Genomic DNA, 21,897 nt, shown 5'->3' with positions numbered 1-21,897 from the left:
AAGCAGAAAATTTCCGTGCTAAGAAAAAAGGCAGAGACTACCGCGACAGCACGTTAGGACCCCCATGGCGGCACGCCAGCGCATCATTCCCGTCCGGCGGGAATACAATCGTTGGGTCGCCAACCAGACGCTTGAAGACTATGCGCTGCGCTTCACCGCCAAGAGCGCCCGGCGCTTCTCTTCCGAACGCATTTCCCAGACCGCCATCGGCGCGATCTCCTTTCTGGCGCTGGAAGCGATCGGTGGCGCCATCACCATGTCCTATGGCACCACCAATGCGATCGTTGCGATCGTCGTCGCCAGCCTGATGATCCTGACCGTGGGCCTGCCGATCAGCCGCTATGCGATCCGCCACGGTGTCGACATCGATCTGCTCACCCGCGGCGCCAGCTTCGGCTATATCGGCTCGACGGTGACCTCGCTGATTTATGCCAGCTTCACCTTCATCCTCTTTGCGATCGAGGCCTCGATCATGTCGGGCGCACTCGAACTGGCGCTCGGCATACCGCTCTGGATCGGCTACATCCTGAGCGCCGTCGTCGTGATCCCACTCGTCACCCATGGCGTGCGGCTGATCAGCAAGTTCCAGTTGATCACGCAGCCGTTCTGGATCGTGCTCAACGTCCTGCCCTTCGTCTTCATCGCCTTTGCCGATTGGGAGAAGGTCGGCGCCTGGCTCGCCTATGCGGGCATGCATCACGCCTCGGGTCCTCCGGGTACCTTCGCGCCTTTTGACCTCGTCGAATTCGGTGCGGCCTCTGCCGTCATCTTCGCGCTGATGGCGCAGATCGGCGAACAGGTCGACTTCCTGCGCTTCCTGCCGCCGGACGGACAGCGCAAGCTGCACCACCGCATCGCCGTCTTTCTCGCCGGTTCCGGCTGGGTGATCGTCGGCGCGCCCAAACTGCTCGCCGGCTCGTTCCTGGTGGTGCTGGCGCTTTCTGCCGGTGTGCCTTCGACCAAAGCCGCCGATCCGGCGCAGATGTACTACACCGCCTTCGGCTACATGATCCCCTCCGATACGGCAGCACTTCTCCTGATGGTCGCCTTCGTCGTCGTGTCGCAGTTGAAGATCAACGTCATGAACGCCTATGCCGGGTCGCTCGCCTGGTCGAACTTCTTCTCGCGGCTCACCCACAGCCATCCGGGCCGGGTCGTCTGGCTGGTCTTCAACGTCGCCATCGCGCTCCTTTTGATGGAGCTCGGCATCTACCGGCTGCTTGAGGAAACACTCGGCGTCTTCTCCATTATCGCCATGGCCTGGCTTTGCACGATTTCGGCCGATCTTTTCGTCAACAAGCCGCTCGGCCTGTCGCCTCCCGGCATCGAGTTCAAGCGCGCCCATCTCTACGACATCAACCCTGTGGGTCTCGGCGCGATGGCGATCTCGGCGACCGTGGCGCTGACAGCGCATTTCGGTGCCTTCGGCGAGATTGCCGCCTCGCTCGCGCCATACATCGCGCTGGTCGTCGCCTTCATCGCCTCGCCGCTGATTGCCTGGGGCACCGACGGCAAGTTCTATCTCGCGCGCAAGCCGCGCAGGAGCTGGGCCAACCGGATGGACATCACCTGCTCGATCTGCGAACATCCGTTCGAGCCGGAGGACATGGCCTGGTGCCCCGCCTATGCAGCGCCGATCTGCTCGCTCTGCTGCTCGCTCGACAGCCGCTGCCACGACATGTGCAAGCCGAAGGCCCGCTTCAACGCCCAGGTCGCGACCGTCGCGACCACGTTGCTTCCACGCACCGTCACGGAAAAGCTCGCGACGCGGCTCGGCCGCTACGCGATCTCTGCGGTGCTGTCGATCGCCGGCATCGGCCTCATCCTCGCGATGATCGCCCACCAGACCGCCGGCACATCTCCCGAGATCGCTGCGGTCGTCGAGCGCACGGTCGCCGTCGTCTTCTTCGTCTTTGCCGTGCTCGCTGGTATCGTCTCCTGGTTCTACGTGCTCGCCCATGACAGCCGCGTCGTCGCCGAAGAAGAATCCTCGCGCCAGAACACCCTGCTTCTGAAGGAAATCGCCGCCCACAAGAAGACCGACGCCGCACTCCAGCAGGCAAAGGAAACAGCGGAAGCAGCCAACCGCGCCAAGAGCCGCTATGTCGTCGGCCTCAGCCATGAGCTTCGCACGCCTCTCAACGCCGTGCTCGGCTACGCCCAGGTTCTGGAGCGCGACGAGACGATCCCCCCGGCGCGTCAGGGCGCGATCAAGGTGATCAAGCGCAGCGCCGACCATCTTTCCGGCCTGATTGACGGCCTCTTGGATATCTCGAAGATCGAGGCCGGCAAGCTGCAGGTCTATTCCAATGAGATCAACATTCACGATTTCCTCGACCAGATCGTCGAAATGTTTCGGCCGCAGGCATTGGCCAAGGGCATCAGCTTCGAGCACGAGCGCGCTAGCGGCCTGCCACGCCATGTGAAGACCGACGAAAAGCGCCTGCGGCAGATCCTCGTCAATCTCCTATCCAACGCATTGAAGTTCACCGAGCGTGGCGGCATCCGCCTGGATGTCGCCTATCGCAGCCAGGTGGCGACCTTCACGATTGCCGACAGCGGCCGCGGCATTGCCGACAAGGATTTGCCGCGCATCTTCGATCCGTTCCAGCGCGGCGAGGCCGAACATCTCGGTAGTATGCCGGGCCTCGGCCTCGGCCTGACGATCACGCGGCTCCTGACGCAGACGCTCGGCGGCGAAATCGCAGTCACCAGCACGCCTGGGCAAGGCACCACCTTCCGCGTCCGGCTGATGCTGTCGGCGGTAGATCGTCCGCTACCTCCCGCAGCCCCGCGCCGTATCACCTCCTATCTCGGCCCGCGCCGCACCATCGTCATCGTCGACGACAATGCCGACCATCGCGACCTCATGCGCGAGATCCTCGTGCCGATGGACTTCACGGTGCTGACGGCCGCGTCCGGAGCCGATTGTCTGGCGCTGCTTCAAGACCTCGGCGCCGACCTCTTCCTGATCGATATCTCGATGCCGGGCATGAGCGGCTGGGAGCTTGTCGAGCGGCTGCGCCAGGGCGGGCAGATCGCGCCGATCATCATGCTTTCGGCCAATATCGGCGATGGCTCGGCGACCGGAGCATTCCGCGGCCACAACGACACGCTCGCCAAGCCCTTCCCCGTCGGGCAACTCGCCGACAAGCTCGCCGTGCACCTTGGCCTCACTTGGGTTCACGAGGGAGAGGAGAAGCAAGCACACCCCTCGCCGGCGGCCGAACCGTTGACGCGCCCCGACGCCTATCACGTGGAAGAGCTGATCCGCCTTGGAGAGATCGGCTATGTCAGGGGCATCGAAGCCAAACTGACGGAGATTGCCCTGCAGCCCGAGCACCAGCCCTTCGCTGAGGCCGCCCGCGCCTATGTGCAGGCCTTCGACCTCTCGGGCTACGACGCTTTCCTCAAGAACAACGCAGCCAACGGAGACGACGCCCATGGCTGAGGCCAACGACCGCCGCGACATCGTGCTTCTCGTCGACGATTCCCCGGAGGCGCTTGGTTTCTTGACGGAAGCGCTGGAGCAATCCGGCTTTTCCGTGCTGATCGCGACCTCCGGCAGCGCCGCCCTTTCGATCGCCGAGCGCATCACGCCCGACGTCATTCTGCTCGATGCCGTCATGCCCGGGATCGATGGCTTCGAGACCTGCCGACGCCTCAAGGGCAACGCCGCCGTCGGCCAGACGCCGGTGCTGTTCATGACCGGGCTGACCGAGACCGAACATGTGGTGCGTGCGCTCGAGGCCGGCGGCGTCGACTATCTGACCAAGCCGATCAACATCGATGAGCTGAGGGCGCGCATTCGCGTCCATCTCTCGAACGCGCGTTCGGCCCAGAGCGCACGGGTCGCACTTGACGCGGCCGGCCGCCATCTGCTCGCGGTGCGCAGCGACGGAAGCGTCTGCTGGTCGACGCCGCAGGCGACGCGTCTCGTCAACGCCGCAACCGGCCGCGACGATGGCATGGCGATCGTCACCCGGCGCATCGCGGGCTGGATGGCAAACCGCCTGCGCACCGGAGCGCCCGACGACGGCACCTTCACGCTCGACCAGCCCGAGCAGTCGTCCCTGCAGATATCCTTCCTCGGCTCGATCGGCCCGAATGAACATCTCTTCCGCCTCACCGCCGAAAACCGCCGCTCCGACGATGCGGTGTTGCGCCAGCACTTCGCATTGACCCCAAGGGAATCGGAGGTGCTGCTGTGGATCGCCAAGGGCAAGGCGAACCGCGACATCGGCGAGATCCTCGGCTTGAGCGCGCGCACGGTCACCAAGCATCTGGAGCAGATCTATGTGAAGCTCGGCGTCGAGAACCGGGCGTCTGCCGCGGTGAAGGCGACGCAGGTTCTGCACAGTCTGTAGGCAGGCTGCGGTCCGATTTCCGTCCCGCTTCTTGCTGCCGCACGTCCAGCGTCATGGGCGGGTCAGCACCTGCTGAAAGCGACAGCCGACCGGCACGCATCGCAAGCAGCAATCTGCACGCGCTCAGGCCGCGCCCGCCGTTCACCTTGCCTGCAACGCTGCCCAGGCGAAGGCTTCATCGAGTGCGGCAAACTTGACCGCTTGCCAATGGCGGTAATCGTCGACCAGGTCACGCGAAATCCAGAGCGGACCGCGGCTGCCGGAACTCTCCCAGCCGAGAACGCCGAGATCACCGGCACGCGCGAAAACCCTTTGCGCATGGGTGCGCGAGATGATGTAGCGGCTGGAGATCTCACCTGGCTTCAGGGGCCCGATCCAAATCCGCTGATCGGGCAGGACGCCCGTCGGCAGCCGCGCCACCAGGTCGTGCAGGATGTTGCTGCCCGACTCCGTCGAGACGAAAGCGGCGATGCTTTCGGGTGGGTCGCACCAGGCGCGATCCGCGATGAGCCGCCGCATCGCACGCGGGAGCGCATGATGCATCAAGGTCGGCTCGGTTTGCGACTGCGCCAGCCTTGTTCCCTCGTCGAGCCTGTCGAGCGACGAAAGGTGCCCCTCGAACCACTGCCGGATCAGTCCCTCGGCGACATCGGAAAGGATCAGGGGCCTGATCCGCTTGTCGCCGCCCTGTTCCGCATCGAGAAGCAGTCGATAGTTGCGCATCTCGGCCAGGTGCGCCGCTGCCGTGTTCTTGCTGGCTACGTTGTTGCCGGCGATAAAGTCGATCAGCCTTGCCGCCGTCAGCTCCGGGCGGGATGGGTCGGTCAGACGCTCGAAATGCAGCGTCAGGATGGCCTGGGTGAGCAGCCATTTTCTCAGGCTGGCGGTGTAGCGCACGATGCGCGGAGCGGCGTCATGGATCGCAACCATATGAAGGGCCGCCTGACGCAACGCCTCCCCAAAGAGCGGATCGCCGACGAACCGCTCAGGCGTGAACGGCGTTTCGCCGTCCGGAGATCGGACACATTCGGATCGCGCCGTCACGGGCAGTCTCCAGACAGCGTAACCGCTGTTCGTTGCTTGCGACCGCGTGAAATGAACCGGTGGCTGGCGGGTGCCTTTAGGCGGACCCGGGCACCCGGATCGGTTGAAAAAGGCAAAAAGCGCGTAACACCGAACATAAACCAGTCCCCCTCCCGCCCCGGCGGCCAATAGCTAAATCGGACAGACAGCGCAGATCGAGGTCTATACTTACAAGGTAACGAAGTCTTTACCCGTTTTTACGGATGGGGACGACGAGACGCTGTTTCAGAGAACAACGTTAATACGGGAAATTGAAAACAGCACCGCACGTGCAGGCAAATCTGATACAACAGCGCCAGGGATCACATTTTGATGGCTGCCCGGATGCGTGCCCGATTGTTGATCGATCGTAAGATCCGGCCAGATAAAGAAGCCAATGAGGAACTTCGCCGCCACATGTTGCGTTGACGCTCATGTGCGGCAACGGGGTGTTGCAGCATCCACGCAAATGGGAGGTGCAAGGCATGTGGCGATGGCTCCTGATGGCCGCACTCATCTTGCCGTCCACGAGTGCCTCACGGGCAGACGAGGGCGCGTTCTTGAAGACCCTTGGCGGCAACTGGGCAGGCACCGGAACGGTGCGCATCCGTGCTCACATGTCGCCGATGAACATTTCCTGCAACTTCAGTTCCAAGGCGAGCGACGCGGCTCTATCGATGGAGGGCGCATGCCGCGGCATGCTGCTGATCTCGCGATCCATCGACGCGAAGCTGCGCTTTACCGGGTCCACCTATAGCGGCTCCTATCTCGGCCCCCGCGGCGGCCGCGCCGGGCTCAACGGCACACGACGCGGCGATGCGATCAACCTCACCATTCGATGGGCGAAGGAAGTCAATGGCGACCGCAGTGCCGACCTGACCTTACGCAAGGTCGGCACCAACGGGATGCAGTTGAAGACGATCGACGTCGATCCCGCTTCCGGCAAGCGGATCGTCACGAGCGAGATCAATCTCAAGCGAAAATAGCCTTGGGCCACCATGCCCCCTTCGGACCGGAACCGGGGCGGAGTTGGCGCGTTGCCGGCGCCGTCAGGCTACCGCTGCCACCCGGGCATCGAAATCCGCGGTCCATTGTAGCGACGGCCGCGCGCCACAGCGCTCGACCCAGTCCTTGATGACGGCGCTATCCGGTGTTGCCGCGGGATACCAGGCGAAGGGCGAATGCAAGAGCAGGTCGGCCGCCGAGTAGTGCTCGCCCATCAGATAGGGACTGTCCTTCAACGCGTTTTCCAGGCGTGCCGCCATCTCTGTCGGGCCGCGGAAGGTGGCGTCGAAATAGGGGTGCGAAACCCCCGCGGCTTGCGCGATCAGCACCGGCTCGACCACACCGGCATACCAGGCAAGCCAGCTGAGATAACGGCCACGCTGCGGATCGCCAACATGCGGCGCCATCCTCTTTTCCGGGAAGAGGTCGGTCAGGTATTGGATGATCGCAATGGTTTCCCAGAGCACCACACCGTCATGAACGAGCAGCGGCACCTTACCCTCCGGGTGCGGGTTCGCCGGATCCTTTCGACCGCTGCCGTCACCGCGAGTGATGTCGACGATCTCGACTTCCACCTTGTCGAGAGCATCGAGTTCGCGAAGCAGGGTGATGATGCGCGACGAGCGCGAGCGCGGGGCGTGAAAGAGTGTCAGCATAGTCTGGATCCTCGGTTGCGTTTGGCGATGCGGATCTTATACAGTCGGCCAACTGCCAGTTTTCGTCAGTAGGGTTCGTCTATCTTTCAGCCATGGCCCGTAGTGATCGTCTGTTCCGCCTGCTCCAGGCGCTGCGCACACTCCCCTCCCCGGCAACGGCGGCCCGCCTTGCCGAGGAAACCGGCGTGTCGTTGCGCTCGCTCTATCGGGACATCGACAGCCTGCGCGCCGCCGGCGCCGTCATCGATGGCGAGCGCGGCTTCGGCTACCGGCTGACGGAGGATATCGCCTTGCCGCCGCAAACCTTTACCCGCCTGGAGATCGAGGCGCTGGTGCTCGGCCTTGCCGAGGTGCAGCACATGGGCGAGCCGGATCTTGCCGCGGCGGCACGCGCCGTCCTTTCCAAGATAACGGCGACACTGCCCGATCGGTTGCAACGCCAGGCGCTTCATGCGGTCTCGCAGGTCTATCGCTTCGACAGGAGAGGGCCGCCACCCGTCGATGTCTCCCTGCTGCGCGAAGCCTCCTGGCAGGAACGCGCCGTCATCATCGGCTATGTGGATGCCTTGGGGCAGCGGACCGACCGGCAGGTTTTGCCGCTTGCCATCGTCTATCTGGAACGGGTTCTGGTGCTTCTCGCCTGGTGCTGCCTTCGAGAAGGTTACCGCAAGTTCCGCGTCGACCGCATCGTCGATGTCAGCACGACGGAGGAGAGCTTCCGTCCGCGTCGGGTGCCGATGCTCCGGGAGTTCATCGGCTTCTTGAACGCTGGCGCGCCGGACACATCGAAGATGACGCTGAGCGGCCAATAGCCGCAAACGACGACGCGGCCCGTGTTGCCACGGACCGCGTTCGGACTGCTTTTTTGCAGTCATGCCTTGGGAGGCAAACTTATTCCGCCGGCTGCAAGGCCGGCTGCGGCAGCGCCTCCGGCGCACGGCCGCCAAGGACCGCGGCCATCTGCGCTTCATCCAGTTCGCCTTCCCACTTCGCAACGACGATCGTGGCGACCGCATTGCCGACGAAGTTGGTGAGCGCGCGGCATTCCGACATGAAGCGGTCGATGCCGAGGATCAGCGCCATGCCGGCGACCGGCACCGCCGGGACGACCGAAAGCGTCGCAGCCAGCGTGATGAAACCGGCGCCGGTGATGCCGGCAGCACCCTTGGAGCTCAACATCGCGACGAGAAGCAGCAGCACCTGATCGCCGAGCGACAGCGGGATATCCATCGCCTGGGCGATGAAGAGCGCGGCCAGCGTCATGTAGATGTTGGTGCCGTCGAGGTTGAAGGAATAGCCGGTCGGGATGACCAGACCAACGACCGAGCGCTTGCAGCCGGCCTTTTCCATCTTGCTCATCAGACCCGGAAGAGCGGCTTCCGACGAGGACGTGCCGAGCACCAGGAGCAGTTCTTCCTTGATGTAACGGATCAGCGCAACGATCGAGAAGCCATTGTAGCGGGCGACCGCGCCAAGAACGACGAACACGAAGAGGAAGGACGTGATGTAGAAGGTGCCGATCAGCATCGCCAGGTTGGCGATCGAGCCGACGCCGTATTTGCCGATGGTAAACGCCATCGCGCCAAAGGCGCCGATCGGGGCGGCCTTCATCAGGATGCCGACGAGCTTGAAGACCGGCAGCGTCAGCGCGTGCAGGAAGTCGACGACGGGCTCAGCCTTCTTGCCGACCATGGCAAGCGACAGACCGAAGAGCACGGAGATGAACAACACCTGCAGGATGTCGCCATCGGCAAAGGCGCCGACGAGCGTCGTCGGGATGATGCCCATCAGGAAGCCGGTGATCGTCTGCTCATGCGCCTTTTCGGCATAGGTGGTCACCGCCTTGACGTCGAGCGAGGCCGGATCGATGTGCATGCCGGCGCCCGGCTGGACGACATTGGCGACGATCAGGCCGATGATCAGCGCGAGCGTCGAAAACGTGAGGAAATAGATCATCGCCTTGCCGGCGACGCGGCCGACCTTGGCAAGATCGGTCATGCCGGCGATGCCGGTCGCGACTGTCAGGAAGATGACCGGCGCGATGATCATCTTGACGAGACGGATGAAGGCGTCGCCGAGCGGCTTCAGCTCGGTGCCGAGCGACGGATAGAAATGGCCGAGCAGGATGCCGGCGGCGATCGCAACCAGAACCTGGACATAGAGATGGCGATAGAAAGGTGTCTTGCCGCGCGGTTCCGCGGATTGTTCGATAATCATGAGATCCTCCACTGGACCCAGTCCGGCGTCATGCCGGGCCTCCCGGGTCAATTTCCGATGCGCGACAGCGCGGGCTGTCATGAGGATGTCATTTGCAACGGTCGTGCCAGTTGGCCGCGGCAGGAACCAAAAAAAGCCTTTGAATTGATGAGGATGTTTTGTGCAGGCGGCTCGGTGCGCACAAAGAGTTGAGCGGATTTCCGCACAAGCCGTCTGGAAGACTGAGCGAAAAAATGCACAATTGGGCCATGTTCAACGCCCTGTCCGCCCCCCTCAATCCGGCAGATCTCGACCAGTCGATGCGCCGCACCTGGCTGGTCTTTGCCGGCCTTGCCGTCGCGCTGCTTGTCGCCGCGCTCCTGCTTGCCGGCGAGTACGGCCGAAGCCAGGCGCTCGAAACTGTCGATGCCCAAAGCCGGATCGATGCCAATCTGAAGGCCTCGCTGCTGCGCGCCGTACTCGAACGCCAACGCTCGACGCCGCTGGTGCTGGCCGACGATGTCGAGGTGAAGGCAGCCCTTTCGACCCGCGGCACAGAGGCGCTGCAACGGCTGAACGAGAAGCTGCAGGCGCTGGCGACCAACACGGACGCCGCTGTCATCTACGTGATCGGCCCTGATGGCGTCGCGGTCGCCGCCAGCAACTGGCGCGAGCCGACGAGTTTCGTCGGCAACGACTATGCCTTCCGCGAATATTTCCGCATGGCGATGCGCGACGGCAAGGCCGAGCATTTCGCCATGGGCAACGTCAGCAAGCGGCCGGGCCTCTACATTTCGCGTCGGGTCCAGGGTCCTGACGGCCCGATCGGCGTCGTCGTCGCCAAGCTCGAATTCGACGATGTGGAAGCCGAATGGCTCGCCTCCGGCAAGCCGGTCTACGTCACCGACCGGCGCGGCATCGTGCTGATCACCAGCTTCCCCTCCTGGCGCTTCATGACGACCAGAACAATTCCACGCGACCGCGTCGCCGCCATCCGCGACAGCCTGCAATTTGGCGATGCCTCGCTGCTGCCGCTGCCCTTCCGCGACATCGAGCCGACCAGCGATGGCTCCAGCGAGTTGCGCGCACTGTTGCCGGGCGAAAGCGAACGTCGGTTCCTCCGGGTCGAAACCATGGTTCCGACCACCAGCTGGCGGCTGGAGCAGCTAGCACCGCTCGATGGCGCGATCTCGGCGGCAACCCGCGAGGCCCGGCTGATTGCCCTGGCCCTCCTCGCACCGCTGCTCGCTTTTACCGCGGTCCTCCTGCGCCGCCGCCAGACGCTGGCACTGGTGTCTGCGCGCGATCGCGCCGCGCGCGACGAGCTGGAGACCCGCGTGGCGGAGCGCACACATGACCTCAGCCTTGCCCGCGATCATCTCGAAACGGAGATCGCCGACCACCGGCGTACCGGCGAGAAGCTGCAGGCGGTGCAGCAGGAACTGGTTCAGGCGAACCGGCTGGCGATCCTTGGCCAGGTGGCGGCCGGCGTCGCCCACGAGATCAACCAGCCGGTCGCGACCATCCGCGCCTATGCCGACAACGCCCGCACCTTCCTCGAACGCGGCCAGCAGCAGACCGCGGTCGAGAACCTTGTCAGCATCGCCGAACTGACCGATCGGGTCGGCACCATCACCGACGAACTCAGAAGCTTCGCTCGCAAGGGCCGCTTCGTCGCCGAGCCGACGCCCATGCGCGACGTGATCGAGGGGGCGATGATGCTGCTGCGCAGCCGCTTTGCCGGCCGCATGGATGCGATCGTCATCGACCTCCCGGAAAATGGCCTCAGCGTCCTCGGCAGCCGCATCCGGCTCGAGCAGGTGCTGATCAACCTTTTGCAAAATGCCTTGGAAGCGCTCGGCACGCGCAGCGACGCCGAGATCCGCGTGCGCTGCGAGGACAGCCCGTCCGGGACGGTTTTGCTCGTCGTTGCCGATAACGGCCCAGGCATTCCCCTGCACATCCACGAGGATCTGTTCACGCCGTTCAACACCTCGAAGGATGAAGGGCTCGGCCTCGGCCTTGCCATCTCCAAGGAGATCGTCGCCGACTATGGCGGCGATATCACCGTCGAAACCAGCGACAGGGGCACCGTCTTCACGGTTCGCCTGAAGAGGGCCTGAGCGATGCAGCCGACCGTCTATCTCGTCGACGACGACAACCATCTGCGCAAGGCGATGACGCAGACGCTGGAACTCGCCGGCCTCGCCGTTACCCCTTTTGCCAGCGCTGCCGAAGCGTTGAAGACGCTGGATGCGAATTTCGACGGCGTCGTCGTCAGCGATATCCGCATGCCGGGCATCGACGGCCTCGCCTTCTTCCGCCGCATCGAAGCTTTCGACGCGGATCTGCCGGTGATCCTGGTGACCGGCCATGGCGACATCCCGATGGCAGTGCAGGCGCTGCAGGATGGCGTCTACGACTTCATCCCCAAACCCTTTGCCGCCGACCGGCTGGTGCAGAGCGTGCATCGCGCGCTGGAAAAACGCCGGCTCGTGATGGAAAACCGCGCGCTGAAACGCGCCGCCGAGACGGCCGGCGACAGCCTGCCGCTGATCGGCCAGACGCCGGTCATGGAACGTTTGCGCCAGACGATCCGGCACATTGCCGATACCGATGTCGACGTGCTCGTCGCCGGCGAGACGGGCAGCGGCAAGGAGGTGGTGGCGACGCTGCTCCACAATTGGAGCCGACGCCGCAACGGCAACTTCGTGGCGCTGAATTGCGGGGCGCTGCCCGAAACGGTGATCGAAAGCGAACTCTTCGGCCACGAACAGGGCGCCTTCACCGGCGCCTTGAAGAAGCGCATCGGCCGGATCGAGCATGCGAGCGGCGGCACGCTGTTCCTCGACGAGATCGAGGCGATGCCACCGGCGACTCAAGTGAAGATGCTGCGCGTTCTGGAAGCGCGCGAAATCACGCCGCTTGGCACCAACCACGTTCGTCCGGTCGATATCCGCGTCATCGCGGCTGCCAAAATCGATCTTGGCGACCCGGCGCAGCGCGGCGATTTCCGGGAAGACCTCTACTTTAGATTGAATGTCGTAACGCTGTCGATCCCACCGCTGCGCGAACGCCGAGACGATATCCCGCTGCTCTTCTCGCACTTCCTGACCCGGGCGGCCGAGCGCTTCAAGCGCGACGCGCCTGTGGTCACATCGGCCGTGCAGAGACATCTGATGACGCATGCCTGGCCGGGCAATGTGCGCGAGCTCTCGCACTTTGCAGAACGCGTGGCGCTTGGTGTCGAAGGTCCGCTGGGACAGCCGATTGCGCCCGCCGAACAGCCTGGATTTGCGCTCCCGGAACGGCTCGAACGCTACGAGGCGGAGATCCTGAAAGAGGTGTTGCGGGCTCAGCGCGGCGACGTCAAGGCGACGATCGAGGCGCTCGGCATTCCGCGCAAGACATTCTACGACAAGCTCCAGCGCCACGGCATCAACCGTGCCGATTACGCCGAGCGGGCCGCACCGGAAAAGGCCGGCCGCTAGCGTCAAACCCGAATCCGTCACCACACGCAATAGGTGCATCTTTGTCGGCAGGCGAATTCACGCTTGACGACCCGGGCCGATCGATGGCTATGATCTAGGCATTCACCAGGGGGGTCCCGCAAGGGGCTGAGATTCTGCTGGATGGCCGGCTTGCCGGCTGTGGCGCAGTGACCCGTTGAACCTGATCCAGTTCATACTGGCGTAGGGACGGTGCAGATATCGAAGCCAGGATCCCGTGCGTCCAGCATCTGGCGGAGCGTCTTTCATCTTTCCGGCATCAGAACTGGGTCTCCAATTGCAAACTTGGAGCCTCGTCATGAATATTGCCACCAAACCCGCAGCCCTCACGGTCACGCAAGGACCGCTTCCCGCCTCCCGCAAGATCCGCAAGCCGGGCGTGCTTCATCCGGATATCCGCGTGCCGATGCGCGAGATTGCGCTCCACCCGACGTCGGGCGAGCAACCGGTTACGGTCTATGATTCCTCCGGCGCCTACACCGCCGACGACGCCGAGATCCGCATCGAGGACGGCCTGCCGCGGCTGCGCCGCAACTGGATCGTCGACCGCGGCGATGTGGAAACCTATGAGGGACGCGTGGTCCGCCCCGAGGACAACGGCTTTGTGAGCGGCGACAGGCTGACACCGACCTTCCCGTTCCAGCATGCGCCGCTGAAGGCCACGGGCGGCCGCGCAGTGACCCAGCTTGCCTATGCCCGCGCCGGCATCATCACGCCGGAAATGGAGTTCGTGGCGATCCGCGAAAATCTCGGCCGCGACGCGGCGCGTGCGAAAGTCCGCGACGGCGAGAGCTTCGGCGCCCACATCCCCGATCACGTGACACCCGAATTCGTGCGCCAGGAAATTGCCAGCGGCCGCGCGATCCTGCCTGCCAACATCAACCATCCGGAATCCGAGCCGATGATCATCGGCCGTAATTTTCTGGTGAAGATCAATGCCAATATCGGCAACTCCGCCGTCACCTCGTCGATGGCGGAAGAGGTCGAAAAGATGGTCTGGGCGACGCGCTGGGGCGCCGACACCGTCATGGACCTTTCGACCGGCCGCAACATCCACAACATCCGCGAATGGATCATCCGCAACTCACCGGTTCCGATCGGCACCGTGCCGCTTTACCAGGCGCTGGAAAAGGTCAACGGCATTGCCGAGGACCTCACCTGGGAAGTCTATCGCGACACGCTGATCGAGCAGGCTGAACAGGGCGTCGACTATTTCACCATCCATGCCGGCGTCCGGCTGCACTACATCCCGCTCACCGTCGATCGCGTCACCGGCATCGTTTCGCGCGGCGGCTCGATCATGGCCAAGTGGTGTCTGCATCACCATCGCGAGAGCTTCCTTTACGAGCATTTCGAGGAAATCTGCGACATCTGCCGCGCCTATGACGTCTCCTTCTCGCTCGGCGACGGCCTGCGCCCCGGCTCGATCGCCGATGCCAACGACGCGGCACAATTCGCCGAACTCGAAACGCTCGGCGAGCTCACCAAGATCGCCTGGGCCAAGGATTGTCAGGTGATGATCGAAGGCCCCGGCCACGTGCCGATGCACAAGATCAAGGAGAACATGGACAAGCAACTCGCCGTCTGCGGCGAGGCGCCGTTCTACACACTCGGACCGCTGACGACGGACATTGCGCCCGGCTACGACCACATCACGTCGGGCATCGGCGCGGCGATGATCGGCTGGTTCGGCACCGCCATGCTCTGCTACGTCACGCCGAAGGAGCATCTGGGTCTTCCCGATCGCAACGACGTCAAGGTCGGCGTCATCACCTACAAGATCGCCGCCCATGCCGCCGATCTCGCCAAGGGCCATCCGGCCGCCCAGGTGCGCGACGACGCGCTATCGCGCGCGCGCTTCGAATTCCGCTGGGAGGACCAGTTCAACCTCTCGCTCGACCCGGAGACGGCCCGTAACTTCCACGACGAGACACTGCCGAAGGAAGCGCACAAGGTCGCGCATTTCTGCTCCATGTGCGGCCCGAAATTCTGCTCGATGCGGATCTCGCACGACATCCGCGCAGAAGCGCAGAAGGAAGGCCTGGAGGCAATGGCCGCGAAATACCGCGAGGGCGGCGACCTCTATATGCCGGTGGAAGGGGCGGCTGGCGCGGCCGAGTAGACGACAGAGACTCGTTGAAGGGGCCAGTCACGGCCCCTTCAGTTCACTCAGGGCTGCGCCTCCCGCCTCGGAAGCGGAAGCGGCGATCGCCAAGGCTCTCCTCCTCCGTCATGCTTGGGCTTGAGCCGAGCATGACGGAGGGTGGGAGGCGCGCCAACGACCCCGTTCAATCAACAAACATGCAACGTCCTCTGTCCCTCTCGCGACGCCTCAGCGATGAGGGCGATCATCTGTATGTCGTGGCCGCCGCCAGAGGCCCGCACCTTGCGCTCCGTGTCGCCCGTCCCCCCAATAGCTTGTCCCCACATCGATTGAACGATATGCAAGGCGCACGCAAAAGTCGCTGTCGGCGAAATTCATTCGCGGCGGGCAGCCGAACTGTACCCGCGCAAAAGTCCTGCAGGACGACGCAAGAACGCCGTTTGCACAAGGAGAATGACTTGAGGACATGCCTGTTGAGACTGACGGCCTTGTCCATAGGAGCCCTTGCAGCATTCGGCGGAGATCTGCCGCGCCTCAACGGTGACCGGGGCTTTGCCGCGGGCCTTTCCTGGATTTCCGCTGCCCATGCGGACGACGCCGATGCCGGCGGCACGAATGGTGAAGGTGCCGCGGGCGGCAGCGACCAAGGTAGCGAAAACGTCGGGAGCGGCGGAAGCAACGGCACAGAGGGTGGCGGCGATTGGGGCTCCGGCGATGGTAGCGGCGTGGGCGGCGAGCCCGGCGGGACCGGGGCTGGCGGTGGAGGCGGCGTCATCGACGGAAGCGGCCTGAGCGGCGGAGACAGCGAGCGCCACTCATCCTCATCGCGCGACGGGCGGGATTACGGACCAACCGGCAGCGTATGGCACGGCGGCAGCAGTTTCCTCAATCTTTTTCGCCGGACACCGGAAGAGCCTCCCGAGGGGAGCGGGCCAGAGTCTTCCACCCGGCAGAAGAGCGATGCGGGATCCCGCAAAAGCGCGGGTCACACCAGAACAGAGCCCTGAAGAGATGTCTGCTTCGTCGCGCCGAAGGATGCCGTGTGCTGTTTATCGCAGACATAGAAGCGTCTGCGCCTGGATGCTTGGGCCAAGCCCTGGCATGACGGAGCAGCGGGAGGCGCGCTATCGATCCCGTTCGATCAACGAACGCGCAACGTCCCTATAGCCCTATAGCCCTCTAGCGACCACTCACCATCCGCTCGACCACATCGAGCAGCACGTTGGCGCCGGCGACCAGATCATCCGGCTCCGTGTGTTCGCGCGGATTATGGCTGATGCCGTCGCGGCTCGGAACGAAGATCATCGCCGTCGGCGCGATGCGGGCGATCATCTGGGCATCATGACCGGCGCCCGAGGTCATGCGCCGGCTCTTGAGGCCTCGCGCCTTCGCCGAAGCCTCGACCGCTGCGACGATGCCCTGATCGAAGGCGACCGGCTGGAAGCGTGCCAGCCGCTCGACCGAGATCGTTACCCCCTCTTCCGCGCCGATGCGCACCAGAAAGTCCGCAAGCGCCGCTTCGAGCGCCTGCAGCCGATCCTCGTCCGGATCGCGCAGATCGACGGTGAAGGCGGCACGCGATGGGATGACGTTGATCGCGTCGGGCTCGAAACGCATGGTGCCAATGGTCGCGACACTCGGCGCGTTCGACCGGGCAATATGCTCGCGCAGGAAGAGGCCGACACGGGCGGCCGCGAGACCGGCGTCGGAACGCATTGCCATCGGCGTGGTGCCGGCATGGTTGGCGACGCCATCGATCGTCACGCGCTGCCAGGAAATGCCCTGCAGGTTCTCGACGGCACCGATCGAAAAGCCCTCGCGCTGCAGCACCGGCCCCTGCTCGATATGGAGCTCGACATAGGCGTGGGGCTTGAGGAACCCCGGCTCGATGTTGCCGGCATAGCCAATCCGCTCGAGTTCCTCGCCCAGCGACGAGCCATCCGTGCCGATGGTCGCGAGCGCTGCGTCCAGCGGCAGGCCGCCGGCATAGACGAGCGAGCCGAGCATGTCGGGCGCAAAACGCACGCCCTCCTCATTGGTAAAGGCGGCAACGACGATCGGTCGGGCCGGCGTCACGCCACGGTCCTTCAGCGTCTCGATTACTTCGAGCGCGGCGAGTACGCCGTAACATCCGTCATAGATGCCGGCATTGATGACCGTATCGATGTGCGAGCCGAGCATGATCGGCGCTTCGCCGCTGTTCTCCTCGCTGCGCCAGATGCCGAAGATGTTACCAATCTGATCCACGGCCACATCGAGGCCCGCCGCCTCGATCCAGGCGACGAGGCGGTTGCGGCCGGCCTTGTCGTTGTCGGAGCCGGCCAGCCGGGTCAGTCGCCCTTCTGCATCGCGACCGATTTCGCCAAGCTCGCGGATGCGCCCGAAGAGGCGCGCGGCGTCGATGGAAGGAAATGACATGTTATTCCTGCTTTCATGCGGATTTTGGTTCATGGCCGGCTATCAGCCAACGCCAGTCTCTGCCGGATAATCTCGGCGTGATAACGCGCGCCGAAGATCAGGGCGTCGTCGTTGAAGTCGTAACGCGGATTGTGCAGCGGCGCCGATGTCTCGCCATTGCCGATGAAGACGAAGCAGCCCGGAACGTGCTCAAGGAAGCGTGCGAAATCCTCCGAGCCGGTCATCGGCTCGGCGGCCGTTGCGACATTCCCGGTCCCGAACACCGTTTCTGCTGCGGCAAAGGCGTGGCCGGTCAGGGCCGGGTCATTGATCAGTGGCACGAACTCGCGCGTGTAGTTGACCTCGACCTCGCAGCCATAGGCATCCGCCGTACCCTTGGCGATCACCCGCATCTCCGCTTCGATCTTGGCGCTGACCTCCGGGCGGAAGCTGCGGGCATCGCCGAGGATGCGGGCGAGACCGGGCAGCGCGTTGCGCGTGCCGTCGGTCAAAAGCTCGGTGACCGAAACGACACCGATATCCGTCGGCGAGAGGCGGCGCGACACGATCGTCTGCAGATTGACGACGGTGGCGCAGGCGGCGACCAGCGTCTCGTTGCCCCAGTGCGGCCGCGCCGCGTGCCCGCCGACGCCTTTGAGCACGATCTCGAAATTGTCCTCCGCCGACATGATGGCGCCGACGCGGGTTTCGAAACGGCCGACCGGCAGCCCCGGCATGTTGTGCAGGCCGTAGATTTCGTCGAAGGGAAAACGTTCCATCAGTCCGTCGTCGAGCATCGCCAGCGCGCCCTTGCCCCACTCCTCGGCCGGCTGGAAGATAAAGCATGCGGTACCATCGAAGCCGCCGTCTTCGGTGAGCATCTTGGCGGCGCCAAGCAGCATGGCCGTGTGACCGTCATGGCCGCAGGCATGCATGGTGCCGGGCTTCGTCGAGCGATAGGGAAGCTCTCCCTGTTCCGGTATCCGCAGCGCATCCATGTCGGCCCGAAGCGCTATGGCGCGGTTGCCGCTGCCGCGTTTCAGCCGACCGACGACGCCGGTACCACCGACACCTTCCACCACCTCGTCGAGCCCGAATTCCCTGAGCTTTGCCGCAACGAAGGATGAGGTGCGTTGTTCCTCGAAACCGAATTCCGGGTGCGCGTGCAGGTCGCGGCGCCAGGCGGTCATGTCCTTCACAAGCCGGTCAAAATCCATTCCCGCCATGGTCATCCTCTTTCGTTCGATGTGTTGGCGACGGTCTCGGGCGACAGGCCGACCAAGGCAGCATAACGCTCTGGGTCCGTCGCACCCTCGGTATTGATGACGAAGACGCGCGACTGCGCGGTCAGTCCGAGCGTTTCCCGCAGCGCTGGATCGCGGGCAACCGAAAGCAGCCCGGCCAGGCCGACGCCGCCGCTTTCGCCGGACACGATCGCCGGGTCAGAGCCTGTCGGCCGCGCAAGCCGGTTCATCACCGAAACGGCATCCTCCTCGTCGACGGTCATGAAGGCATCGGCGACGCGCGACAGGATACGCCAGGCGACAAGCGACGGCTCGTAGCATTCGAGCATCGCCATGATCGTCGGCTCGCCATGCGCCACCTTGACCGGATGTCCGGCTCTGGCGCTTTCGTAGAGGCAGGCGGCGCGCGCCGGATCGACGACGACGAAACGTGGACGCTCCGCGCCATAACGTAGCGCCAGATGCCCCGCGGTCGCCGCCGCAATGCCGCCAACGCCCGCCTGCACGAACACATGCGTCGGAGGCTCTTCCATCTGCCGCAGCGCCTCGCTCAGCAGCGCCGTGTAGCCCTGCATCACCAGGCCGGGAATGTATTCGTAGCCCGGCCAGGTGGTGTCCGAGACGACGGTCCAGCCATTTTCGTCACAGACCCGCGCGGCCTCCCGGACGGAATCGTCGTAGGTCCCGGCAACGCGGACGATCTCCGCGCCATAGGCCGCGATCGCCTCGATGCGCGTTTCGCTGACGCCTCCGTGCACGAAGATCACCGCTTTCGCGCCGACAAGCCGGGCGCCCATGGCAACCGAGCGGCCGTGATTGCCATCGGTGGCGCAGCCGAAGGTCTGGGCGGCGGCAATTGCCCGAACCTCTGGCCGGTCGAGATCGTCGAGATCGATGCTGCGACCGAGACGCCGTTCTGCCTCCTCGACCACCAGCCGGATCACCGCATAGGAACCGCCAAGCGCCTTGAAACTGCCGAGACCCAGGCGATGGCCTTCGTCCTTGACGAAGATGCCGGCAATACCGAGTTCGTCCGCCAAAGCGGGCAAGGCATGAAGCGGCGTCGGCCGATGGTCGGGGCGGCGCGCAAGCTGCTGCTCGACACGGGCGGTGGCGGCAAGCGACAGCATGTCGGCATCCGCGGGCAGTAGCGAGTGGCCGAAATCGGCATGGGTATTGGCGAGAAACATGGTGCAATCTCCGTAGACCACGAAAATCTATTTCATCGCTGCCGAGAAATGCGCTCTAAATAGCCGGCGCGGATGCAAGTTTGTAAAGCGAATGGGGTGCCGTGACGTGGGGTTCCACCTTCAGCGCCCGGAGAGCAGGAACCGAAAGGCACTGGATGGCCCCGTCGAAAAAGCCACAGGTCGAACTGGATCGCTTCGATCTTGCGATTCTCGCCATCCTGCAGAAGGACAATACGACGCCGCAGCGCCAGATCGGCGAGGCGGTCAATCTGTCGGCGCCCGCCGTCCAGCGGCGGATCAAGCGCATGGAAGAAACCGGCGTCATCCGCGCCAATGTCGCGCTGATCGACCCGGTCAGCGTCAATCAGGCGCTGACGATCCTGGTGGAGGTGGAGGTCGAAAGCGAGCAGATCGCCCTGCTCGATGCGGCCAAGGCGGCATTCACGGCGGCACCCGAGGTGCAGCAATGCTACTATGTCACCGGCGACGTCGACTTCATGCTCGTCGTCATCGTGCCGACCATGGCCGACTACGAGGCCTTCACCCGGCGCATGTTCTTCGGCAATGCGAACATCAAGCGCTTCCGCACCTTCGTGACGATGGATCCGGTGAAGGTCGGGCTTTCGGTTCCGCTCTAGGATAAAGCCGGAAGCGCGCAGCGATTGCCCGACAGACGTTGGAATTCACGGTCTATTTCTTGCCGGAGAGCGCCTTCTTCTCAGCGTCCGCATCGAGCGGCTGCCCGGCGCCGATCGATGTCAGAAAAGCATCGACGGTCTCAAGCGAAGAGGCGGGCGCATAGCCGTCTCCGCCTTCCGGCTTGGCGACGGCGAGCCGCGTCTGCCAGGTCGACGCCTTGCGGCAGGCGACCGACACCAGACCGGGCTCACCGGGCTGGGCGAGTTCATATTCGCGGCAGAGCTGCCCCGAGCCGAGCTCGAAGGCCGATACCAGCCGGACCGTCCCCTGCCCTTCTCCAACGGCGACTTCGTCTCCCGAAGCCGCCTTGTCGAGGATGGCGGAGAGCGCCGGGCCGACAGTGCCGGCCACCTGCATCGCGCCCGGCACCCCGCCTGGATCCGCCAGCCCACCGCCGCGAAGCAGGTAGCCGCCAGCGCCGCCGACGACCACCAGCAGCGACGCTGCCATCGCCATCAGAAACCGCGAGGGGCTACCGTTCGGCGACGCCGGCTGATCCGCAGGGCGCCGGAAGGCCACGACATTATCGCCGACTGTAGCAGGCGCATCCGCCGCGCGTTGCGCGTCGCCTGCGGCCGCCGCCATGGCTCGAACCTTGGCAACCAGTTCGTCCGGCACCGGCTCGTCGAGCACCGGCTTCAGCGCCTCGCTTGCGGCGGCGCGCGTTTCCATGAACATCGCCACGCGCGCCATCAATTCGTCGTCCGTTTCCAGCGCCGCCTCGACACGGCGCATTGTCGCCTCGTCGAGTTCGCCGTCGGCGAACGCCATCAAGATCTCATCGCTGAATTCCGTGTCGCTCATCTTGTCCCGCCTCTCATGTCCTGTGAACGCGCGACCGGCGGTTCTATTCCCGTTGCCTCCGCAAGATTTTTACGCGCCCGGGCGAGCCTGCTCATGACGGTTCCGATCGGAATGCCGAGAACCTCGGCTGCCTCCTTGTAGGAAAGCTCCTCGACGCAGGTGAGGATCAGTACCTCGCGCTGTTCGAGCACCAGGCCGTCGATCGCAGCCGCCACGCTCTTCAGCGCCATGCGCGCCTCGCTCCCGGCCTCGCCGGAAGGAACGGCGAGTTCGGCCTGCGCCTCGATCTCCTCCGTCGGGCCGGCGGTCTTCTGCCGGCGCAGCTGGTCAATCCAGAGGTTGCGCAGGATGCGGAACATCCAGGCGTCGAAGCGCGTGCCTTCCTCGAAGCGGTCCGAACCGGCAAGCGCCTTTTCGCAGGCCGCCTGCACCAGATCGTCGGCCACATCGCGCGACCGGCAAAGCGAAATGGCAAAGCGGCGCAGGTTCGGCAGAAACGCGACCAGGCGCTCGCCGAAGACGATGGTCGGATCCGTCATCGGGCGTTCCTTTTGGCGCTACCCTTCGTCACCGGTGGAATAATTTGTCCATTCATCCGTTGAGCGTTATGGGAACTACACCCGAAAGTCACCACTTATGGTCCGTCCGTTCACGGTAAGCTTTC

General features: G+C 64.3%; 18 protein-coding genes and 1 riboswitch. Of the genes, 9 read left to right on the top strand and 9 right to left on the bottom strand.

The window, feature by feature from the left end; all coding sequences use genetic code 11:
- Nucleotides 1-64: 64 nt before the first annotated feature.
- The gene (locus tag OVA00_RS05530; RefSeq protein ID WP_034805730.1) at nucleotides 65-3,451 is read left to right on the top strand and encodes a hybrid sensor histidine kinase/response regulator; all 3,387 of its coding nucleotides are present in this window, start codon (nucleotides 65-67) and stop codon (nucleotides 3,449-3,451) included.
- The gene (locus tag OVA00_RS05525; protein ID WP_060601704.1) at nucleotides 3,444-4,367 is read left to right on the top strand and encodes a response regulator transcription factor; all 924 of its coding nucleotides are present in this window, start codon (nucleotides 3,444-3,446) and stop codon (nucleotides 4,365-4,367) included. The genes OVA00_RS05530 and OVA00_RS05525 overlap by 8 nt, the downstream gene beginning before the upstream one ends.
- Nucleotides 4,368-4,508: 141 nt before the next feature.
- On the opposite strand, the gene OVA00_RS05520 is transcribed toward OVA00_RS05525, so the two are convergent.
- Together OVA00_RS05520 and OVA00_RS05515 are read right to left on the bottom strand one after the other, a co-directional pair.
- Nucleotides 4,509-5,411 carry a hypothetical protein gene (locus OVA00_RS05520; protein WP_060581030.1) on the bottom strand — a complete coding sequence of 301 codons (903 nt, stop codon included), beginning with the start codon at nucleotides 5,409-5,411 and terminating at the stop codon, nucleotides 4,509-4,511.
- 264 nt (nucleotides 5,412-5,675) lie between these two features.
- Nucleotides 5,676-5,846, bottom strand: a complete 171-nt coding sequence (locus OVA00_RS05515) for a hypothetical protein (RefSeq protein WP_268088312.1) — start codon at nucleotides 5,844-5,846, stop codon at nucleotides 5,676-5,678.
- A gap of 68 nt (nucleotides 5,847-5,914) precedes the next feature.
- Between OVA00_RS05515 and OVA00_RS05510 the strand changes: the two genes are divergently transcribed.
- Complete coding sequence (locus tag OVA00_RS05510; RefSeq protein WP_268088311.1) at nucleotides 5,915-6,415, top strand: hypothetical protein; 501 nt, start codon at nucleotides 5,915-5,917, stop codon at nucleotides 6,413-6,415.
- Between the two features lie 63 nt (nucleotides 6,416-6,478).
- Here the strand turns inward: OVA00_RS05510 and OVA00_RS05505 are convergent, their stop codons facing one another.
- On the bottom strand, nucleotides 6,479-7,090 hold the full coding sequence (locus OVA00_RS05505) for a glutathione S-transferase family protein (RefSeq protein ID WP_034805722.1): 612 nt from the start codon (nucleotides 7,088-7,090) through the stop codon (nucleotides 6,479-6,481).
- A 92-nt stretch (nucleotides 7,091-7,182) separates the two neighbouring features.
- Between OVA00_RS05505 and OVA00_RS05500 the strand changes: the two genes are divergently transcribed.
- Nucleotides 7,183-7,902: a helix-turn-helix transcriptional regulator gene (locus OVA00_RS05500; RefSeq protein WP_268088310.1), complete on the top strand. Its 720-nt coding sequence runs from the start codon at nucleotides 7,183-7,185 to the stop codon at nucleotides 7,900-7,902.
- 79 nt (nucleotides 7,903-7,981) lie between these two features.
- Here the strand turns inward: OVA00_RS05500 and OVA00_RS05495 are convergent, their stop codons facing one another.
- Nucleotides 7,982-9,307 carry a dicarboxylate/amino acid:cation symporter gene (locus OVA00_RS05495; RefSeq protein WP_034805703.1) on the bottom strand — a complete coding sequence of 442 codons (1,326 nt, stop codon included), beginning with the start codon at nucleotides 9,305-9,307 and terminating at the stop codon, nucleotides 7,982-7,984.
- A gap of 233 nt (nucleotides 9,308-9,540) precedes the next feature.
- On the opposite strand from OVA00_RS05495, the gene OVA00_RS05490 reads away from it, so the two are divergent.
- The 4 genes from OVA00_RS05490 to OVA00_RS05475 all read left to right on the top strand — a co-directional run bounded on the left by OVA00_RS05490 (nucleotide 9,541) and on the right by OVA00_RS05475 (nucleotide 15,906).
- Nucleotides 9,541-11,409 (top strand): sensor histidine kinase, encoded by a 1,869-nt coding sequence (locus OVA00_RS05490; protein WP_442780444.1) that lies wholly within the window; start codon nucleotides 9,541-9,543, stop codon nucleotides 11,407-11,409.
- Between the two features lie 3 nt (nucleotides 11,410-11,412).
- Nucleotides 11,413-12,777: a sigma-54-dependent transcriptional regulator gene (locus OVA00_RS05485; protein WP_268088306.1), complete on the top strand. Its 1,365-nt coding sequence runs from the start codon at nucleotides 11,413-11,415 to the stop codon at nucleotides 12,775-12,777.
- A gap of 97 nt (nucleotides 12,778-12,874) precedes the next feature.
- Nucleotides 12,875-13,003: riboswitch (TPP riboswitch) on the top strand.
- Between the two features lie 90 nt (nucleotides 13,004-13,093).
- Nucleotides 13,094-14,917 carry a phosphomethylpyrimidine synthase ThiC gene (gene thiC / locus OVA00_RS05480; RefSeq protein WP_268088304.1) on the top strand — a complete coding sequence of 608 codons (1,824 nt, stop codon included), beginning with the start codon at nucleotides 13,094-13,096 and terminating at the stop codon, nucleotides 14,915-14,917.
- Between the two features lie 455 nt (nucleotides 14,918-15,372).
- Nucleotides 15,373-15,906: a hypothetical protein gene (locus tag OVA00_RS05475; RefSeq protein ID WP_090296833.1), complete on the top strand. Its 534-nt coding sequence runs from the start codon at nucleotides 15,373-15,375 to the stop codon at nucleotides 15,904-15,906.
- A 172-nt stretch (nucleotides 15,907-16,078) separates the two neighbouring features.
- On the opposite strand, the gene OVA00_RS05470 is transcribed toward OVA00_RS05475, so the two are convergent.
- The 3 genes from OVA00_RS05470 to OVA00_RS05460 are packed head-to-tail and all read right to left on the bottom strand — an operon-like array spanning nucleotide 16,079 to nucleotide 19,730.
- A complete protein-coding gene (locus OVA00_RS05470) occupies nucleotides 16,079-17,317 on the bottom strand; it encodes a Zn-dependent hydrolase (RefSeq protein ID WP_060530424.1) in 1,239 nt (412 codons plus the stop codon).
- A 29-nt stretch (nucleotides 17,318-17,346) separates the two neighbouring features.
- On the bottom strand, nucleotides 17,347-18,522 hold the full coding sequence (locus tag OVA00_RS05465; RefSeq protein ID WP_090296983.1) for a M20 aminoacylase family protein: 1,176 nt from the start codon (nucleotides 18,520-18,522) through the stop codon (nucleotides 17,347-17,349).
- 2 nt (nucleotides 18,523-18,524) lie between these two features.
- The gene (locus OVA00_RS05460) at nucleotides 18,525-19,730 is read right to left on the bottom strand and encodes a diaminopropionate ammonia-lyase (protein WP_060530422.1); all 1,206 of its coding nucleotides are present in this window, start codon (nucleotides 19,728-19,730) and stop codon (nucleotides 18,525-18,527) included.
- Between the two features lie 155 nt (nucleotides 19,731-19,885).
- Here OVA00_RS05460 and OVA00_RS05455 point away from each other — a divergent pair, with 155 nt between their 5' ends.
- Nucleotides 19,886-20,368: an Lrp/AsnC family transcriptional regulator gene (locus OVA00_RS05455; protein ID WP_034805679.1), complete on the top strand. Its 483-nt coding sequence runs from the start codon at nucleotides 19,886-19,888 to the stop codon at nucleotides 20,366-20,368.
- A 52-nt stretch (nucleotides 20,369-20,420) separates the two neighbouring features.
- Here OVA00_RS05455 and OVA00_RS05450 read toward each other — a convergent pair whose 3' ends face one another.
- On the bottom strand, nucleotides 20,421-21,233 hold the full coding sequence (locus tag OVA00_RS05450) for an anti-sigma factor family protein (RefSeq protein WP_268088299.1): 813 nt from the start codon (nucleotides 21,231-21,233) through the stop codon (nucleotides 20,421-20,423).
- Nucleotides 21,230-21,772, bottom strand: a complete 543-nt coding sequence (locus OVA00_RS05445; RefSeq protein ID WP_034805673.1) for an RNA polymerase sigma factor — start codon at nucleotides 21,770-21,772, stop codon at nucleotides 21,230-21,232. Before OVA00_RS05445 ends, OVA00_RS05450 begins: the two co-directional genes overlap by 4 nt.
- Nucleotides 21,773-21,897 lie beyond the last annotated feature (125 nt).

The sequence above is a fragment of the Ensifer sp. SL37 genome, assembly GCF_026672675.1.
GTDB lineage: Bacteria > Pseudomonadota > Alphaproteobacteria > Rhizobiales > Rhizobiaceae > Ensifer > Ensifer adhaerens.
The sequence above is the reverse complement of the archived record's forward strand: the minus strand, read 5'-3'. Positions and strand labels throughout refer to the sequence as shown.

Bases quoted from the DNA above. Each gene is read 5' to 3' on its own strand.
- OVA00_RS05530 (WP_034805730.1), top strand. From the start codon at position 65: ATGGCGGCACGCCAGCGCATCATTCCCGTCCGGCGGGAATACAATCGT.
- OVA00_RS05525 (WP_060601704.1), top strand. From the start codon at position 3,444: ATGGCTGAGGCCAACGACCGCCGCGACATCGTGCTTCTCGTCGACGAT.
- OVA00_RS05510 (WP_268088311.1), top strand. From the start codon at position 5,915: ATGTGGCGATGGCTCCTGATGGCCGCACTCATCTTGCCGTCCACGAGT.
- OVA00_RS05505 (WP_034805722.1), bottom strand. From the start codon at position 7,090: ATGCTGACACTCTTTCACGCCCCGCGCTCGCGCTCGTCGCGCATCATC.
- OVA00_RS05500 (WP_268088310.1), top strand. From the start codon at position 7,183: ATGGCCCGTAGTGATCGTCTGTTCCGCCTGCTCCAGGCGCTGCGCACA.
- OVA00_RS05495 (WP_034805703.1), bottom strand. From the start codon at position 9,307: ATGATTATCGAACAATCCGCGGAACCGCGCGGCAAGACACCTTTCTAT.
- OVA00_RS05490 (WP_442780444.1), top strand. From the start codon at position 9,541: ATGCACAATTGGGCCATGTTCAACGCCCTGTCCGCCCCCCTCAATCCG.
- OVA00_RS05485 (WP_268088306.1), top strand. From the start codon at position 11,413: ATGCAGCCGACCGTCTATCTCGTCGACGACGACAACCATCTGCGCAAG.
- thiC (WP_268088304.1), top strand. From the start codon at position 13,094: ATGAATATTGCCACCAAACCCGCAGCCCTCACGGTCACGCAAGGACCG.
- OVA00_RS05470 (WP_060530424.1), bottom strand. From the start codon at position 17,317: ATGTCATTTCCTTCCATCGACGCCGCGCGCCTCTTCGGGCGCATCCGC.
- OVA00_RS05465 (WP_090296983.1), bottom strand. From the start codon at position 18,522: ATGGCGGGAATGGATTTTGACCGGCTTGTGAAGGACATGACCGCCTGG.
- OVA00_RS05460 (WP_060530422.1), bottom strand. From the start codon at position 19,730: ATGTTTCTCGCCAATACCCATGCCGATTTCGGCCACTCGCTACTGCCC.
- OVA00_RS05455 (WP_034805679.1), top strand. From the start codon at position 19,886: ATGGCCCCGTCGAAAAAGCCACAGGTCGAACTGGATCGCTTCGATCTT.
- OVA00_RS05450 (WP_268088299.1), bottom strand. From the start codon at position 21,233: ATGAGCGACACGGAATTCAGCGATGAGATCTTGATGGCGTTCGCCGAC.
- OVA00_RS05445 (WP_034805673.1), bottom strand. From the start codon at position 21,772: ATGACGGATCCGACCATCGTCTTCGGCGAGCGCCTGGTCGCGTTTCTG.